At 57.3% G+C, this 17109-nt stretch carries 13 protein-coding genes; 2 read left to right on the top strand and 11 right to left on the bottom strand.

Going from position 1 to position 17109, the window contains the following annotated elements:
• Nucleotides 1–6: 6 nt before the first annotated feature.
• The 3 genes from Q0932_RS07955 to Q0932_RS07945 all read right to left on the bottom strand — a co-directional run bounded on the left by Q0932_RS07955 (nt 7) and on the right by Q0932_RS07945 (nt 3039).
• Nucleotides 7–1161, bottom strand: a complete 1155-nt coding sequence (locus Q0932_RS07955) for an acyl-CoA dehydrogenase family protein (protein ID WP_299351150.1) — start codon at nt 1159–1161, stop codon at nt 7–9.
• A 66-nt stretch (nt 1162–1227) separates the two neighbouring features.
• On the bottom strand, nt 1228–2028 hold the full coding sequence (locus Q0932_RS07950; RefSeq protein WP_299351148.1) for an enoyl-CoA hydratase family protein: 801 nt from the start codon (nt 2026–2028) through the stop codon (nt 1228–1230).
• A 174-nt stretch (nt 2029–2202) separates the two neighbouring features.
• Complete coding sequence (locus tag Q0932_RS07945) at nt 2203–3039, bottom strand: LysR family transcriptional regulator (RefSeq protein WP_299351146.1); 837 nt, start codon at nt 3037–3039, stop codon at nt 2203–2205.
• Between the two features lie 238 nt (nt 3040–3277).
• Here Q0932_RS07945 and Q0932_RS07940 point away from each other — a divergent pair, with 238 nt between their 5' ends.
• The gene (locus Q0932_RS07940; RefSeq protein WP_299351144.1) at nt 3278–4492 is read left to right on the top strand and encodes an acyl-CoA dehydrogenase; all 1215 of its coding nucleotides are present in this window, start codon (nt 3278–3280) and stop codon (nt 4490–4492) included.
• Nucleotide 4493: 1 nt separating this feature from the next.
• On the opposite strand, the gene Q0932_RS07935 is transcribed toward Q0932_RS07940, so the two are convergent.
• The 4 genes from Q0932_RS07935 to Q0932_RS07920 are packed head-to-tail and all read right to left on the bottom strand — an operon-like array spanning nt 4494 to nt 10822.
• On the bottom strand, nt 4494–6473 hold the full coding sequence (locus tag Q0932_RS07935) for an FAD-dependent oxidoreductase (protein WP_299351142.1): 1980 nt from the start codon (nt 6471–6473) through the stop codon (nt 4494–4496).
• The gene (locus Q0932_RS07930; protein ID WP_299351140.1) at nt 6470–7201 is read right to left on the bottom strand and encodes an NAD(P)-binding domain-containing protein; all 732 of its coding nucleotides are present in this window, start codon (nt 7199–7201) and stop codon (nt 6470–6472) included. The genes Q0932_RS07935 and Q0932_RS07930 overlap by 4 nt, the downstream gene beginning before the upstream one ends.
• On the bottom strand, nt 7201–9246 hold the full coding sequence (locus Q0932_RS07925) for an NADH:flavin oxidoreductase (protein ID WP_299351138.1): 2046 nt from the start codon (nt 9244–9246) through the stop codon (nt 7201–7203). Before Q0932_RS07925 ends, Q0932_RS07930 begins: the two co-directional genes overlap by 1 nt.
• Before the next feature lie 10 nt (nt 9247–9256).
• Entirely contained in the window at nt 9257–10822 is a 1566-nt protein-coding gene (locus Q0932_RS07920; protein WP_299351136.1) for a trimethylamine methyltransferase family protein, read from the bottom strand.
• A 113-nt stretch (nt 10823–10935) separates the two neighbouring features.
• On the opposite strand from Q0932_RS07920, the gene Q0932_RS07915 reads away from it, so the two are divergent.
• Nucleotides 10936–11538, top strand: coding sequence for a TetR/AcrR family transcriptional regulator (locus Q0932_RS07915; protein ID WP_366141396.1), 603 nt, complete (start codon nt 10936–10938; stop codon nt 11536–11538).
• Nucleotides 11539–11545: 7 nt separating this feature from the next.
• Here the strand turns inward: Q0932_RS07915 and pgi are convergent, their stop codons facing one another.
• Genes pgi through zwf form a run of 4 tightly spaced genes read right to left on the bottom strand, consistent with a single transcriptional unit; the run spans nt 11546 to nt 17109 of the window.
• On the bottom strand, nt 11546–13153 hold the full coding sequence (gene pgi / locus Q0932_RS07910; protein WP_299351457.1) for a glucose-6-phosphate isomerase: 1608 nt from the start codon (nt 13151–13153) through the stop codon (nt 11546–11548).
• Nucleotides 13154–13161: 8 nt separating this feature from the next.
• Entirely contained in the window at nt 13162–13806 is a 645-nt protein-coding gene (locus tag Q0932_RS07905; RefSeq protein WP_299351132.1) for a bifunctional 4-hydroxy-2-oxoglutarate aldolase/2-dehydro-3-deoxy-phosphogluconate aldolase, read from the bottom strand.
• Between the two features lie 3 nt (nt 13807–13809).
• The gene (gene edd, locus Q0932_RS07900; protein WP_299351130.1) at nt 13810–15618 is read right to left on the bottom strand and encodes a phosphogluconate dehydratase; all 1809 of its coding nucleotides are present in this window, start codon (nt 15616–15618) and stop codon (nt 13810–13812) included.
• A gap of 39 nt (nt 15619–15657) precedes the next feature.
• Nucleotides 15658–17109, bottom strand: coding sequence for a glucose-6-phosphate dehydrogenase (zwf, locus tag Q0932_RS07895; protein WP_299351129.1), 1452 nt, complete (start codon nt 17107–17109; stop codon nt 15658–15660).

Below are 17109 nucleotides of genomic sequence, written 5' to 3'. Positions count from 1 at the left end.
CTCACGTCACCGATTGCCCAGCGCTTGCCGCGCTATCACCACGCGCTGGACATCCGAGGCGCCTTCGTAAATTCTGAGCGCGCGGATTTCGCGATAAAGCCGCTCAACCGTTTCGCCGGATTTAACCCCGTCACCACCGTGCAGTTGTACCGCCTTGTCGATCACCTTTTGCGCCTGATCGGTGGCGAACAGCTTCGCCATCGCAGCCTCGCGAGTGATGCGGAGGGCGCCGGAATCCTTGGTCCAGGCCGCGCGATAGACCAACAGCGCCGCCGCATCCACATCCAGCGCCATATCCGCGATATGTCCTTGAACCATCTGCAGATCGAACAAAGGAGCGCCCTGAACCTCGCGCTGTGTCACCCGGTCCAAGGCCTCATCCAAAGCGCGACGTGCAAAACCCAACGCCGCCGCGGCCACGGTTGACCGAAAAACGTCCAGCACCGACATGGCAATTTTGAACCCATCACCCCGCGCCCCAATCAGTGCACTGGCGGGGATCCGGCAATCGGTAAAACGTAATGTTGCCAGAGGATGCGGGGCAATCGTTTCAAGCCGCTCAACCACCTCAAATCCAGGTAGATCCGCAGGCACGACGAAGGCCGACAAGCCCTTGGCACCGGGGGCCTCTCCGGTTCGGGCAAAGACCGTGTAGACATCCGCGATGCCGCCATTCGAAATCCATGTTTTCTCGCCGTTCAGGATAAAATCATCCCCATCCAACGTCGCCGTCATGGTCGAATTGGCGACGTCTGAGCCTGATTGCGGTTCGGTCAATGCAAAGGCGGAAATCGCCTTGCCCACGCGCGTTTGATCCAGCCATTCGCGTTTCTGTGCGTCCGTGCCAAACAATGAGATCGCGCCGGTTCCCAACCCCTGCATCGCAAAGGCAAAATCTGCCAGACCATCATGCCGGGCCAAGGTTTCCCGGATCAGGCACAGCGTGCGCACATCCAGATTGCCACCTGTTGCTGGGTCAACGGCAGAATGCTGCAGAAACCCAGCCGCTCCCAGTTTTGCAACCAAGTCGCGACAGGCCGCGTCGGTGTCAGAATGATCAATCGCGTGCAGATTACTGTCTGCCCAACCCTCAAGGGCCTCCGAGATCGCCCGGTGCCGCGGTTCAAAAAAGGGCCAGTTCAGGAACGTCTTGTCGGCCATGCTTCATTCCATTCTTCATTTTGGTCAAAATACTTCGGGGGTCCGGGGGCTGGCCCCCGGCCCGGTTCAATCGCCTTCGAACACCGGTTTTTCTTTGGCCACAAACGCATGATAGGCGCGGTGGAAATCCTGGCCTTGCATACAGATCGCCTGGGCCTGCGCTTCGGCCTCGATGGCCTGCTCAATCGACATGCACCACTCCTGGGCCAGCATCGTCTTGGTCATCATGTTGGCAAAGCCCGGTCCATCCGCGATGCGGCGCGCCAGTTTCATGGCCTCACCCATCAAATAGTCTGCCGACACCAGCCGGTTGAAATAGCCCCATGCATGGCCCTCTTCGCCGGTCATGGCCCGCCCGAGATACAACAGTTCTGCCGCACGTCCCTGCCCGATGATCCGCGGAAGAATGGCACAAGCGCCCATATCACATCCCGCCAGCCCGACGCGGTTGAACAGGAAAGCCGTTTTCGCTTCGGGGGTCGCGACGCGCAAATCGGACGCCATCGAAATGATCGCTCCCGCCCCGGCACAGACACCATCCACCGCGGCAATGATCGGTTTGCCGCAATTCACCATTGCCTTGACCAGATCACCGGTCATGCGCGTAAAGGTCAAAAGCTCTTTCATGCTCATCTTGGTCAAGGGGCCGATGATGTCATGCACATCCCCGCCCGAGCTAAAATTGCCGCCGTTTGACGCAAAGACCACGGCCTTGACCTCATCGTCATAATGCAAATCCCGGAACCAATCTCGCAGTTCTGCATAGCTTTCAAAGGTCAGTGGGTTCTTGCGATCAGGTCGGTCGAGAGCCACCACAGCGATCCCGTCTTCAATATCACATTTGAAATGCGTCACGTCCTTGCGCATGGCTCACCCTTTTTCCCAAACTCTTCAATCGCACGATCAATTGTCGGCGCAAATCTTTCCACATCCCATAAAACGCCAAGGCCAAGACGCAGAAAGCATCCTCAAATCCTATGAGGACTCTTAATTTATTTCAAGCTTAAAATTTCAAGCCTGAAGCTTTGGGCGACCGCCTGTTTAGGTTTGCGTTTCCAGCCATCGGCGTAACGCCGCAAGCGCCGGGTAGTCGCCGGTTCCTTCTGGCCAAACCAACAAATACGCCCCCATTCGAACTCGTAGAGTTTCCGGCAATTCAACCAAAGTCCCCCGCGCGATCTCGTCATCCACCAGATAGTCCGGCATCAACGCCACCCCCAAACCCGACTGCGCCGCGCGCATCATGGTTGCGAACTGGTCAAACACCATTGCTGGTTGCGTCGCGTCCCCCCAACCGTTGTCCTTCGACCATTCCTCCCAGGCATAGGCGCGTGTCTGCAGAGACAGGCGCGGCAAATCCTGCATCCCATTAACCTGAATTAGCTTTGGCGAGGCGACCGCCACCATCTGTTCGTCCAAAAGCTTCATGCTTTCGGTGCCGGGCCAGGCCAAACGCCCATAGTGCAGCGCGGCATGAAAGGACTCATAGGCAAAGTCAAAGGGCTCAATCCGTGTCGACATGTTCAACGTGATCCCCGGATTGGAGGCAAAAAAGTCCGGCAAACGCGGCGCCAGCCAATGCGTGCCCAAGCTGGGCAGGATGGCGAGGTTGACTGAGCCGCCGTCCGGATTGGTGCGCAAGGCCATCGTGGCGTTGTTGATCTGATTGAGGGCTGCTCGAATTTCGGAAACATAGCGCGCGCCATGCGCTGTCAGAAACAGCCTTTTACGCTGCCGCTCGAACAACTGGCTACCCAGTTGGTCCTCAAGTTTTTGAATCTGCCGACTGACCGCGCTTTGCGTCAGATTGAGTTCGCCCGCGGCCTCTGTCACCGACCCCAATCGCGCCACCGCCTCAAAGGCGATGAGCGTGGACATTGGCGGAGTTAATCTGCGCGTCGCTTGCAAATCATTCCCTTTCAGAATGTTCTTATACCAGAAATTCGATTTTTTCTGGCAGTTTTGCAAGCTAGTTAATGTCGTCAACGCATCTTGTGCCAGCGCTTGCTGCTTGCTGGCTGCTCTGATGTTCGAGATAAAAGACTACAAACACACGGCTTTTTCTGCCATCACCGCCGACAGAGCCCGTCCAAGAACCGACTGAAAGGACCACATCATGTCGCGTGACCTCGCCCCGCAATCCCGCCCGGACCTGTCATCGTTCAACTGGGAAGACCCTTTCCTGCTGGAAAGCCAGCTTGAAGAAGACGAGCGCATGATCCGCGACTCGGCCATGGCCTATGCGCAGGAAAAACTTCAACCACGGGTCACGGACGCGTTTGACAAGGAAGAAACCGATCCCGAAATCTTTCGCGAAATGGGTCAGATGGGCCTGTTGGGCACCACGATCCCCGAGGAATACGGCGGGCTTGGCGCTGGCTATGTGACCTATGGGCTGGTCGCGCGCGAAGTTGAGCGCGTTGACTCCGGGTACCGCTCGATGATGTCGGTGCAATCCAGCCTCGTGATGTATCCGATTTATGCCTACGGCACCGACGAGCAACGTCAAAAATACCTGCCCGGCCTTTCCGATGGCAGTTTGATCGGATGTTTTGGTCTGACCGAACCTGATGCGGGGTCTGACCCTGGCTCGATGAAAACCACCGCAAAAAAGACTGAAGGCGGTTACGTGCTAAACGGCGCCAAGATGTGGATTTCAAACTCGCCGATTGCGGATGTTTTTGTGGTTTGGGCCAAGTCCGACGCGCATGACGGCAAGATCAAAGGTTTCGTCCTTGAAAAGGGTATGAAAGGCCTGAGCGCCCCGAAGATCGAAGGCAAATTGTCGTTGCGCGCCTCAATCACCGGTGAAATCGTCATGGAGAATGTTGAGGTCGGCGAAGATGCCTTGCTGCCGAATGTCGCCGGTCTGAAAGGCCCGTTTGGCTGTCTGAACCGCGCGCGATTTGGGATCGCATGGGGCGCGATGGGGGCCGCAGAATACTGCTGGCACGCGGCGCGCCAGTATGGCCTGGATCGCAAGCAGTTCGGCCGCCCCTTGGCCAACACCCAGCTGTTCCAGCTAAAACTGGCCAATATGCAAACTGAGATCTCGCTGGGCCTTCAGGCTGCCTTGCGTGTGGGTCGCCTTATGGATGAGGCCAGCGCCGCACCCGAAATGGTGTCGATTATCAAGCGCAACAACTGCGGGAAAGCTTTGGATATTGCGCGGATGGCGCGCGACATGCACGGCGGCAACGGCATCAGCCAATCTTTTGGTGTAATCCGTCATATGGTGAATCTTGAGACCGTGAACACATATGAAGGGACACATGACGTGCATGCCCTGATCCTGGGCCGGGCTCAGACCGGTTTGCAGGCTTTTGCCTGATTTAGAGCGCTAGTCCGGCGCGGCGGCCTTCAAAGATTGCCGCCGCAGCCAACCTTGGGGCGTCTGCATCGCCAATCACGATCGGTGTGTGCCCTTGATCTCTCAAATCATCAGCCAACGACGGATCTGCCCGATTGCCCGTCGCCAAAACCAGCGATTGCGCAGGTAGCAAATCCTTTTCGCCTGTCAAAAGCGATTGGATTTCAGCGCCACTATCCGACCAAGAGGTGATGACAGTTTCGGTGGTGAAACGCGTACCCAGCTTTGCCAATGTCTGTCGGGCGGGAAAGTCGGTAGCCGAACGCACCAGTTCCTTGGCGATCATGGCGTCGGGCGTGACAATCGTGACGACGTGGCCCTGCTCAGCCAAGAGCCACGCCGTGCCGATACCCTTCCAATGACCGCCTTCGTCCAGAAGGACAACTTCGCGTCCCAGCCGGGCAGAACGGCCCATGACGTCTTCGGCCGACCAGACATTGCCACCAGATGCGCCGGGCATCTCAGGCACATGCGGCAGGGCTTTTTGAAAGCCCGTGCCAGCCGGAAGCGCTCCGGTTGCCAGCACAACCGCATCACATTGAAGCTCAAGAATTTCTTCGGTTTCAAGATAGGTGTTCAGGCGTAGCTCGACGCCCAATTGCGCCAATTGGCGTTCAAACCATTGGATAAGATCGGTGATCTGCGCACGCCGTGGCTGAAGTCCGGCCAGCCGGAATTGCCCGCCAATCTCAGATGCAGCCTCGGCAAGGATCACATGATGACCACGCTCGGCCGCCACCCGGGCCGCTTCAAGACCGGCAGGCCCCGCACCGACCACCAGAACGGATTTGGACGATGGTGCCTTGGTGAACCTGTCCCCGTCCCAAAGATACTCATGCCCCGCGGACGGATTGACCAGGCACGAGATATAGTAATCGCGTCCGCGCCTCCCCCAGCATTGCTGATTGCAGCTCAGACAGCCGCGAATGTCATCTGCCCGGTCCTCTTGCGCCTTGGTCACAAGATGCGGATCGGCGATCTGTCCACGCACGATCGACACAAGATCAGCCTGTCCCGACCCAAGCACTGAGTTGGCGTTGTCGGGCGTTCGGATATTGGCCTCAGCCGTCACGAGCGCTCTAAGATCCGACTTTTTCAGCCGCGAGGCCAGATCAGCCCCGAGGTTCTCGGGATACTGGAAGCTTGGCAGAATTTTGTAGAAATCAAAATAGCTGCCTGCGCCGACAGTCACATAGTCCATTAGCCCTTCACGGTCGTGCAAGCCGACGATCTCGACCATCTCATCACGGCTCAGGCACACCTCTTTGTCCGAGTCGTCATTGACCGACAGCCCGACAATGAACTCGTCGCCACAGGCCAAGCGGATGCGCCGCATGATCTCACGAGACAAACGAGTGCGGTTTTCAAGGCTGCCACCCCAATCATCCGTGCGCTGGTTGGAAAACGGCGTCCAGAACTGGTCCAGCAGACAATGATAGGCGGCCCAGACCTCAACGCCATCAAACCCTGCCTTTTGGCAACGAATTGCCGCTTGAACAAAGCCCTCAATCGACTCTTCGATCTCTTCCACGCTCATGGCGTGGCTACCGTCATTGTCGTGATAGCTTGGCCCGCCCGAAGGTGACCAATTGGCGTGCCACGAGTTGTCCCAATCACCATGTGCACCGACGTGATAAAGTTGCTGGATCATCACCGCACCTTCGGCCTGACAGGCTTGCGTGATACGTTTGAAGTGCGGGATCACGTCGTCACTGTCATGGCGAAAATTGCCACGCGTCAATACGGCCGCGGCGTGGACGGGCATCGGCTCAACTACGATCATCCCGGCGCCCCCAAGAGCGCGTTCCCGGTAATAGCCCAGATGCTGGTCACCGGGCAGACCATCCTGCGCCATGTTCGTCGTATGGGCACCAAAAACAATGCGGTTTTCCAATGTTTTGTGACGCAGTTGCACCGGATTAAAGATGTGGCGAAAACTCATGACCCGCGCTCCAGATCATCAAGACCTTTAGTCAGCGCCGCCCTCTGACCACTGTCTTCCATATGCACGCGAAGCCGTTGATTGTAGCCGCCGGGCGTGTTCAGTGCCTCGATCAGGTCACTGCAGTTCGACTGCTCAAGTGATGAAGACACAAGCGCCCGCATAAACGCCTCACCTTGCTCTGGCGCGGTTGCTCGATCGCCGAGCCAAGTGCTCGCGGTTTCGACCATACGCGCGACGGGAGACAGAACGGCTTGCGCGCTAAGATAGGCCGACATTTCCTTGTCATCCCGAACCGGAAAGACACTGTTCTTGCCGCCAAAGATCATCTCGATCAGATCTGTGTTCCCCTGGGCCAAAATCGGCGACCCGCCGTGGGCGATGCCAGGAAAGGGCATCATGACGGCCTCGGCAGTGGCAGGCGCGACCAATTCTGTGACCTGTGCAAGGCTTGCTCCGGCCATGAAAGAAATCACTCGGTGGTCAGACCGAAAGGTCAGATCGGGCAAGAGGTGCCCAGCAGTCTCTGCCATCAATCCCAGAAACACCACGTCGCAATGATCCAGTACGGCCTGATTGTCCGCAATGGATACCGTCGCATAGGCCGCCGCGAGCGATGTGGCATTCACGGCAGACCGCTCAGAAACTGTGATGTTATGACCGTCATCCGCAATCCCATGCACAACAGCCGTCGCAATTGTGCCTGTACCCAGAACCCCGATGCGCATCAGATATCCTTTACCAGTCGCAATGCGTCATAAATCGCCGCGTGGGTGTTACGCGCACTGACCGCATCGCCGATGCGGAACAGCTGAAACGTGCCGTCCGGGTTGCGCGTGACGGTCTGGCTGCGCCCCTCGATCAAGGCGTCATAGTCCACCGCGCCCTCATTGGACGACAGCGGTTTAAGGTCAAAATAGAGGTCCGCAAGGGGCAAGGTGCCATAGTTCACCACGACCTGATCATAGGTCTTTTCTGAGGTGAAATCGCTATAGTCCGTGCCGATCCGGGCCTTGAGCAAATTGCCCTCGCGCGTCACATCCAGCAACCGGCGGGTCACGGTAAAGGTCACGTCCTTGTCCTGCAGTGCACGCATATAGGGCACGAGGTTCATCCCCATGATATCCGGCGCAAACACCCGGTCAGGGGTCATCACCTCGACACTTGACCCGGCATTCGCCGCCGTTTCAGCGGCCATCAGACCGGGATGATCACCACTTTCGTCATAGATCAGCACGTTTTGACCGGGCTTGACGTCACCCGAGATCAGGTCCCAGGCCGTGACGACCAGATCGTTTTCCTGCCCGCTTTCGAACAATTCCGTATTGGGCAATCCGCCTGTTGCAACGATCACCACGTCTGGGTTCAGTGCCGTGATATCGTCAGCCTCGGCCCAGGTGTTGAACCGAAACTCCACATCCCGTGCGGCACATTGCGACATGCGCCAGTCGATGATCGAGATCATCTCGCGGCGGCGCGGGTTCTGTGCGGTCAGACGTACCTGCCCTCCAGGATCGGGCTGGGCTTCGAACACTGTCACATCATGGCCACGCTCTGCGGCGACACGTGCGGCCTCAAGCCCTGCGGGACCCGCGCCAACGATCACCACCTTGCGGCGTGTCTTTGCGGGCGTTGCCTCGTGCGGCATCGTCAGTTCGCGCCCCGTCGCGGCATTGTGCATGCACAGGGCCTCACCCGCCTGATAAATCCTGTCCAGACAATAGGTTGCACCGACACACGGACGAATGTCATCTTCGCGCCCTTCGATGATTTTTCGCACGATGTGCGGGTCCGCTATATGGGCGCGGGTCATGCCAACCATGTCCAGAAGGCCTGAGGCAACCGCATGGCGCGCCGTGGCAACATCGGGAATTTTCGCCGCATGAAAGGTTGGCATGCCCGTGGCCTTTTTCACCTCTCCGGCAAAGTCCAGATGCGGTGCGTTTTTCATACCCTGCACGGGAATGATATCCGTCATTGCAGGGTCTGTGTGAATGCGCCCACGGATCACGTTCAAAAAGTCGACCATGCCGGTATCTGCCAACCGTTTGGAAATCTCGATCCCTTCCTCGGGGCTGATGCCGCCTGCCTGCGCCTCGTCCGCCGTATAGCGCAGACCGACAATGAATTCGTCCCCGACCCGCTTGCGGATCGCTTTCAAGACATCCAGTGGAAACTGCAATCGACTTTCCAGCGTCTGCCCGCCATAGGGTCCCTCAAGGTCATTGGTCAGAGGAGACCAGAATTGGTCGAGCAAGTGACCGTAGACCTGCAACTCCACGCCATCCATGCCTCCCGCCTTCATACGCTCGGTTGCATCGGCAAAATCCGAGATGATGCGTTCAATATCCCAGTCTTCAGCCAGTTTCGGAAATGCTCGGTGCGCGGGTTCGCGGTGCTTGGAAGATGATACCGACGGCAGCCAATCACCCTTGTTCCAGTTCGTGCGGCGCCCGAGGTGGGTCAGCTGGATCATCACAGCACAGCCGTGTTCGTGGCACGCATCGGTCAGTTGCTGGATCCACGGCACAACTTCATCCTGATAGGCCAGAATGTTGTTGAAAACGGGCGGGCTGTCTTTGGAAACCGCCGCTGATCCTGCCGTCATGGCCAGAGCGATCCCCGCCTTGGCCCGCTCGGCGTGATAAGCGGCATAACGTTCCTTGGGCATACCGTCTTCTGGATAGGCCGGCTCGTGGCTTGTGGTCATTATCCGATTGCGCAAAGTCAGATGTTTCAGTTGATACGGCTGCAAAAGCGGATCGTTCGACATTGTCTTTTCCTCAGTACCAAGCGTCTGGCATCGACGCTTTTTTGCGCGCTATGAACTCTTTGAGTGCCTCATCCGTGGCCTCGTCCAACGCTGGCGCCTCATAGCTGTTCAGCGTTTCTTTCCAACGCTGGTTCGCCCGCTGCGCTGAGTCAATGCTGCCTTGTTCTTCCCAGGTTTCAAATGGCTGATCATCGTTCAGGCCGGAATCCCAATAGGCGGTTTCATAGTGGCGCAGGGTATGGTCCGTGCCAAACAGGTGTTCGCCGGGGCCGTTCTGCGCCAGTGCCTCAAATCCCAGTGCGTCATCAGTCACTTCGATGCCGTTCAGATAGGCGTGCAAAGCTCCGCACAGGTCGGTGTCCATTACAAATTTCTCATAGGACATCGACAAAAGCCCATCGACGAACCCAGCCGAGTGCAGGATGTAATTGGCCCCGCCCTGCACGGCTGACATCATAGACATCATCGCCTGCTGCATGGCTTGCCCGTCTGGGCATTTTGACGTCGAGAAGTTTCCGGCACAGCGTAGAGGCAGGTCCAGCCTGCGCGCGAGCTGCCCCATGACGAGTGACCCCAATGCGGGTTCGGGCGTTCCAAAGGTCGGAGACCCAGAGCGCAGCGACATTGAGGACAAAAAACCTGCGATGATGGCCGGGGCTCCGGGGCGAACAAGTTGCGTCAGAGCCGCCGAAGCCATGGTTTCCGCCAAGCACTGTGCAACCGCCCCTGCCATGGTTAATGGCGACACGGCGCCGCCCAAAAGAAACGGCAAATGAATTGAACCTTGCCCGGCTTCCGCATAAGCGCGAATGCCTGCAGTGGTGACCCCATCCAACACCAAAGGTGAGGTGGTGTTAAAGTTGCCCATGATCACGCAGTTCTGGTCAACAAAATCGGTACCGAACAGGATGCGGCACATCTCGATACTGTCTAGGGCGCGTTCTGGTGCCGTGATGGATCCTAGAAACGCCCGGTCGGAATAGCGCATATGGGCGTAAACCATATCAAGATGGCGCTTGTTGACGGCAATATCCGTCGGCTCACAAATTGTGCCGCCGGAATGGTGCAGCCAGGGTGAGGATTGCGCGAGTTTTACGAGGTTCTCAAAATCCTCAAGCGTCCCATAGCGCCGCCCCTTGTCCATATCCATCACGAACGGCGATCCGTAGGATGGCGCAAAGACCATCGCATCACCGCCAATTTCGACCGAGTTTTTTTGATTACGGGCGTGTTGGGTAAAGCGCGCAGGTGCAGTTTTCAGGATGTCACGCACCATGCCCGGCTCAAACCGGACGTTCCAAACGTCCTGTGACACCGAAGTCACCTTGGCGCCTGCCTCGCGATATAGCCGCATCGCTTCAGGGTCTTCGCGGACCTCGATACCAATCTCGGCAAGAATGCGATCCGCCGTCGCTTCAATCTTTACAAGGCTGTCTTCGCTCAAAAGATCATAGGTCGGAACGTTGCGCGAAATGAACGGCACCCTCAGATGAACGTTGGCACCGGGTTGGGCCGAGCGCGCGGTTTTGGCATTGCGACGGCGGCCGCGGGGTTTGGTCAAAGTCTCAGCACACATGGCGAATCCTGTCTGGATGCGAAATCTGAAACATATGCGTCCACGAACTCGACATATGTGTCAAGTTTCTTGTGCATACCTGTTCGTACTGCTAAACCTCTCTCATGAATACAATGCAAAAACCCAAGATCCCCGAAACCGCATGGCTGGATGCAGCCTATCAACTGCTGACCGAGAACGGCGTTGAGGCCGTCAAAGTCATGCCGCTGGCAAAAAAGCTTGGAGTGTCCCGCACAGGCTTTTACTGGCATTTCCGGGATCGGGATGCGTTGCTCGAGGCGATGATCCACCGGTGGGAAGAGAAAAACACCGGTAACCTTGTCGCCCGCAGTACGGCCTATTCTGAAAGCATTGGAGAAGCCGTGTTCAACCTGTTTGACTGCTGGCTGGACAACGATCTTTTTGATGCGCCTCTGGAATTGGCCATTCGCAACTGGGCGCGCAACGAAACGGAATTGCAAGAGCGTCTGGATGCTGCGGATATCGAAAGGTGCCGCGCATTAACCGAGATGTTCAGCAGGCACGGATATGATCCAGCACAGGCGCATGCCCGCGCTATGACGATGATTTACACCCAGATCGGCTATTTCTCGATGGAGGTCATCGAAGACCCAGACGCCCGTTTGCGTCGTATGCCGGACTATGTCGAAGTGTTCACCGGTTCACGTCCCAGCGAAAGCGACATTCGCCGCTTTTTCGCGCGCCATACAGGCTGAAGTGTCGTTATTTCTTAAGGAACGTGACCAGTCCGGCGGTTGAGGCATCTTTGCCTTCGGCCTGCCCGGAACGCACCATAGGCAACAGGGCTTTGGCAAGCTCTTTACCCAGCTCGACGCCCCATTGGTCAAACGAATTGATCCCCCAAACCGCCCCTTCAACAAAGACACGGTGCTCATATAGCGCAATCAGTGTCCCCAGCATGCGAGGGGTAAGCTTTGGATAGGCAATCGTGACGGAGGGTCGGTTGCCGGGAAAAGTACGATGGGCAGCCTGCCGATCCGCCTCGGCCCCGGTAAACCCCAAGTCTCCGGCGATTTCGCGTGCAGCAGTCGCACTGCGGCCCAGCATCAAAGCTTCGGATTGCGCAAGACAGTTGGCTTTGAGCAACTCGTGGTGGTCTTGAAAATCCGGTTCGTGCCCTTCAGCGGCAATCAGAAATTCGGCCGGTATGACATCGGTCCCCTGATGCAGCAGCTGGTAGAATGCGTGCTGTCCGTTGGTTCCGGGTTCGCCCCAGACCACCGGACCAGAGGCTATGGTCAGCGTCTCACCTGCCAGCGTAACGCGCTTGCCATTGCTTTCCATATCCAACTGCTGAAGATAGGCCGGAAACCGGTTAAGGCGTTGATCGTAAGGCAGAACAGCGCGGGTCGGATAGCCACAGACATTGCGGTGCCACAAACCGGTCAACGCCAACATCACAGGCAGGTTTTGATCCAGTGGTGCAGTTTGGAAATGGGCATCCATGTCGCGGGCGCCGGCGAGAAATTCGGCAAACCGATCCCCACCAATCGCCAGCATGATAGCAAGCCCGATGGGTCCCCAGAGCGAATAGCGCCCGCCAACCCATTCTTCGAATCCAAAAACACGTTCGGGGTCAATTCCCATTGCCGCAGTCTTGTCGACCGCGCTGGAAATTGCCGCCAAATGGCCGGTGGTTTGTGCGCCAACGCCAGCCTTTAGCCACATCATCGCAGCGCGGGCATTGGTCATGGTTTCAATGGTGGTGAAGGTCTTGGAGGCTATCACGATCAATGTTGTGGCAGGGTCAAGCGCGGCCACAACATCATGGATATGGGCGGCGTCTACATTTGACACGAAATGGCATTTGGGACCGTCGTGATAGGGTGCCAGCGCCTGGACTGCCATTGCGGGACCCAAGTCAGATCCCCCGATGCCAATGTTCACCACGTCGGTGAACCGCTGTCCTGCCGGTGTTGTGATCGCTCCGGTGCGCACGTCATCACAAAATTGGCGCATCCGGTTGAGTGTTTCTGCAATTCCCGGACGTACATCTTCATCGTCCACATTGAGCGGGTCAGAATTGTTCGCTCGCAACGCCGTATGCAATACGGCCCGCCCTTCTGTGTCGTTGATTTTCTTGCCCGCAAACATCGCGTCACGCTTGCCTGCCACATCGGCCTCAGTTACGAGCCCGATCAAAAGGTCCAGTGCCGCATTGTCGATGTTTGTCTTGGATGCATCCAGAAACACATCACAAGCCTGGGTGGAAAAGCGATCCAACCTATAGGGATCACTGAATAATGACGCGATGCTCCGGTCTTGATTTGCTGTCTGATTGGCGCTCAGCTTGTCCCAAAGACCCATCATAGCTTTGTTCATCCCAGTTTCGCAGCCGCGCGGGCCAGTTCTTCAATCTTATCCCACTGACCCTGCCGAACCGCGTCCTTTGGCGCAACCCAGCTTCCGCCAGCGCAGACCACATTTGGCAGGGATAGGTAATCCATCGCATTTTCAGGGCTGACACCACCTGTGGGGCAAAAGCTGATTTGCGGCAAAGGTGCGCCAATCGCGGCAAGGGCCGGTGCGCCGCCCGATGCCTCAGCAGGAAAGAACTTGAGCATGTCATAACCCCGCTCCAAAAGCGCCATAGCCTCACTCGCTGTCGCGGCACCCGGCAACAGGGGCAGGTCCTCATCTGCACAAGCCTGCAACAACGCGTCAGTTGCGCCCGGAGACACGCCGAAAGTGGCACCTGCCTCTTTGGCGGCGCGGACATCATCTGGTGTGATCAGTGTCCCTGCCCCCACGTGCCCACCGGCCACACGCGACATGGCGCGAATGCTGTCCAAGGCCGCCGGTGTGCGTAAAGTCACCTCAAGGACCGGCAGCCCCCCCGCGACAAGGGCTTCGGCCAATGGTTCTGCCGTGGCCAAATCGTCCACGACAATAACCGGGACAATTGGGGCCAGATTGCATAAAGCACGGGTTCGCTGGCTGGCCTCATGTGCAGATAGGCTCATCACTTATTCTCCAAAAACTGTTGCGCCCGAGCTTGCCGTTCCGACACTTTGGCGAAACACCCCGAACAATTCACGCCCACAACCAGCAGCGCTGGCACTGGCATCATAGTCAGCCAAGGCGCGGGTTTCGACACCTTTGGTCAGAACATCCAGTCGCCCAGCTTCGGCGTCAAGCCGCATGATATCACCGTCTTGAAGCCGCGCAATCAAGCCACCATCCGCAGCCTCGGGGCAAACGTGGATCGCCGCAGGAACCTTGCCCGAGGCCCCTGACATGCGCCCATCCGTCACCAAAGCAACCTGATGACCACGCCCCTGAAGGATCGACAAGAGAGGTGTCAGGCTGTGCAGTTCCGGCATCCCGTTGGCTTTTGGGCCCTGAAAACGAACGACCACAATGACGTCCCCTGTGAATTCGCCTGCCTTAAAGGCTTCTTTGACGGCGTTTTGATCGTCAAAGACACGCACAGGCGCTTCGATCAGGCGATGTTTTTTGTCGACCGCAGACACCTTTATCACGGCTTCACCCAAAGCGCCTTCAAGGCGCTTCAGTCCACCACTGGGCTGAAAAGCCTCCTCAGCCGGACGCAAGATTGCAGGATTGAGGCTGTCCGTGATCGGCGCGCCCCAGCTCAGGTCGTCCTGTTCCAAAACCGGCGAGCGTGTGTAGGCCTGCAGCCCTTCACCGGCAACTGTCTTTGTATCGGGATGCAAAAGGCCAACCTCCAACAATTGGCCAATGAGATACCCCAAGCCGCCAGCGGCATGGAACATGTTCACATCGGCCAGACCATTTGGATAGACCCGCGCCAAAAGCGGTGTGACATCAGACAAGTCAGAGAAATCCTGCCAATCCAGGATGATGCCCCCGGCCCGCGCCATCGCTACCAAATGGATCAACAAGTTGGTTGACCCGCCTGTAGCATTCAAACCCACGATGCCATTCACAAAAGCCCGTTCGTCGAGGATGTCACAGACCGGTGTGTAGGCTTCTCCCAAGGCCGAGAGGCTCAACGCACGGCGGGCGCCCTCTTCGGTCAGTGCTTGCCGCAAGTCACTGTCGGGAGGCACAAAGCTGGCACCGGGCAGATGCAGCCCCATGAACTCCATCAACATCTGGTTGGTGTTTGCCGTGCCATAGAACGTGCAGGTTCCGGGGCCGTGATAAGCGGCCATTTCCGCGGCCATCAGGTCTGCTCGTCCGACTTCTCCGGCGGCAAACTGGCGGCGCACCCGCGCTTTATCTTCATTACCAAGGCCGCTGCTCATAGGGCCCGCTGGGGCAAATACCGCAGGCAAATGCCCAAAGCTCTGAGCACCGATTACGAGGCCTGGAACAATCTTGTCGCAAACCCCAAGAAACATCGCCGCATCAAAGGTGTTGTGACTTAGGGCAACGGCTGTCGCCATGGCGATGACATCGCGCGAAAACAGGCTCAGTTCCATACCCGCCTCGCCCTGCGTGACACCGTCACACATGGCTGGCACGCCGCCGGCAACTTGAGCTGATCCGCCAACGGCACGGGCCGCGTCACGGATGATTTGAGGATAGCCTTCAAAGGGCTGATGTGCCGAGAGCATATCATTATAGGCCGTGACTATGCCCAGATGTCCGGTACTTTCAGTGGCCAGTCTGGATTGATCCGGCCCCGCAGCGGCATAGGCATGCGCCTGACCGCTACAAGACAAATGCCCGCGCGACGGTCCTTTGGACTGTGCGGCACGCATTCTTTCGAGATAAGCGCTGCGGGTTGCGGCACTGCGGACGATGATCCGGTCAGTGACCCGTTCCAATGTTGGGTTAAGCGTCATTTTCTTGGATCCAGTATTACCTGACAGACTGTTATCAGCCTAGCCGATTTCTCTCCAGCGGCGACCCTCACGATGCAACAACATAAGTGCATCTTCGGGACCAGAACCGCCTGCGTCATATTTCTCTGGTGTACGCGAGGACGCTTCCCAACCGGCAATGATCGGGTCCGCCCATGACCAGGCTGCTTCAACCTCATCTCCGCGCATGAACAATGTCTGGTCGCCGCGGATCACGTCCATGATAAGACGTTCGTAAGCATCCTGCGTGTCGGTGCCCCCCGCAAGCGCTTCGGCAAAGGTCATGTCCAACGTTACCTCGGCCAGGCGCAAGCCACCTGGGCCAGGCTCTTTGATGGTCGTGCGTAATGTGATGCCTTCGTCAGGCTGCAGGCGGATGATCAACGCATTGCCGCGACGCCCTTCCATCTTTGGAAAGATCATGTGCGGTGGATCACGGAATACAACGGCGATTTCCGAACTGCGCGCCCGAAGTTTCTTGCCGGTTCTGAGATAGAACGGTGTCCCACTCCAACGCCAGTTTCCGACATTGACCTTCATCGCGACAAAACTCTCGGTGCGGCTGTCGGGATTTTCCGCATGGTCGCAGTAACTGTCTTGCTGCCCCGGTGTTTCCCGGTACTGACCGCGCACAATGTCCTCTTGCGGAACATCTTGCAAAGCGCTGATAACTTTTACTTTTTCGTTTCGAACCGCGTCTGGATCGTACTTCGATGGCGGTTCCATCGCGGTCAGGCATAAAAGCTGCATCAAATGGTTCTGAACCATATCACGCATCGCACCCGAGCGATCATAATAGGCCCCTCGGCCCTCGACCCCGATGCTTTCAGAAACGGTGATCTGCACGTGATCAATATGCGTTGAATTCCACAGGGGCTCCCACAGCGAGTTGGCAAAGCGCAAGGCCATCAGGTTCTGGACGGTCTCTTTGCCCAAGTAGTGGTCAATGCGATAGATCTGATGTTCTGAGAAACTCCGCCGCAAGGTTGCGTTCAAAGCCCGCGCCGAAGCCAGATCCTGACCAAAGGGTTTTTCAACAACGATGCGACTTTCAGAGGTTGCCATGCCATGGGCGCTCAACCTGTCGGCAATGTCACCAAACAGCGAGGGTGACACAGACAGGTAAAACGCCCGAGTAGCGTCTTTGCGCATGTGTTTGCTGAGAGCCTCCCAACCATCTTCACCGGCTGCATCGACGCGAACATAGGACACGCACTCCAGAAAGGCCTGAACCCGATCTTCGGCATTCTGCGCACGATCCGCAAATTCCAACAGGCTGGCCCGCAACAGATTGCGAAAGGCATCCACGTCCATTTCACTGCGCGCAACACCTACGATCCGCGCCTCGGACGGCATCTGTCCAACCTCAAAACGGTGAAACAAACCCGGAAAAATCTTGCGGCGCGCCAAGTCTCCTGTCGCACCAAAGACGACAAGATCAAACGGCGCGACAGGGATAACGCGAGAAACCAT

The organism is uncultured Shimia sp., assembly GCF_947498095.1.
Taxonomy (GTDB): Bacteria; Pseudomonadota; Alphaproteobacteria; order Rhodobacterales; family Rhodobacteraceae; genus Shimia.
This window is presented reverse-complemented; position numbering and strand designations above follow the sequence as displayed.

Coding starts and splice junctions, on each gene's coding strand:
- Q0932_RS07930 (WP_299351140.1), bottom strand. CDS start 7,201: ATGCGCATCGGGGTTCTGGGTACAGGCACAATTGCGACGGCTGTTGTG.
- zwf (WP_299351129.1), bottom strand. CDS start 17,109: ATGGTTTCTCGCGTTATCCCTGTCGCGCCGTTTGATCTTGTCGTCTTT.
- Q0932_RS07920 (WP_299351136.1), bottom strand. CDS start 10,822: ATGTGTGCTGAGACTTTGACCAAACCCCGCGGCCGCCGTCGCAATGCC.
- Q0932_RS07950 (WP_299351148.1), bottom strand. CDS start 2,028: ATGCGCAAGGACGTGACGCATTTCAAATGTGATATTGAAGACGGGATC.
- pgi (WP_299351457.1), bottom strand. CDS start 13,153: ATGATGGGTCTTTGGGACAAGCTGAGCGCCAATCAGACAGCAAATCAA.
- Q0932_RS07945 (WP_299351146.1), bottom strand. CDS start 3,039: ATGTCCACGCTCATCGCCTTTGAGGCGGTGGCGCGATTGGGGTCGGTG.
- Q0932_RS07905 (WP_299351132.1), bottom strand. CDS start 13,806: ATGAGCCTATCTGCACATGAGGCCAGCCAGCGAACCCGTGCTTTATGC.
- Q0932_RS07955 (WP_299351150.1), bottom strand. CDS start 1,161: ATGGCCGACAAGACGTTCCTGAACTGGCCCTTTTTTGAACCGCGGCAC.
- Q0932_RS07940 (WP_299351144.1), top strand. CDS start 3,278: ATGTCGCGTGACCTCGCCCCGCAATCCCGCCCGGACCTGTCATCGTTC.
- Q0932_RS07935 (WP_299351142.1), bottom strand. CDS start 6,473: ATGAGTTTTCGCCACATCTTTAATCCGGTGCAACTGCGTCACAAAACA.
- edd (WP_299351130.1), bottom strand. CDS start 15,618: ATGACGCTTAACCCAACATTGGAACGGGTCACTGACCGGATCATCGTC.
- Q0932_RS07925 (WP_299351138.1), bottom strand. CDS start 9,246: ATGTCGAACGATCCGCTTTTGCAGCCGTATCAACTGAAACATCTGACT.
- Q0932_RS07915 (WP_366141396.1), top strand. CDS start 10,936: ATGCAAAAACCCAAGATCCCCGAAACCGCATGGCTGGATGCAGCCTAT.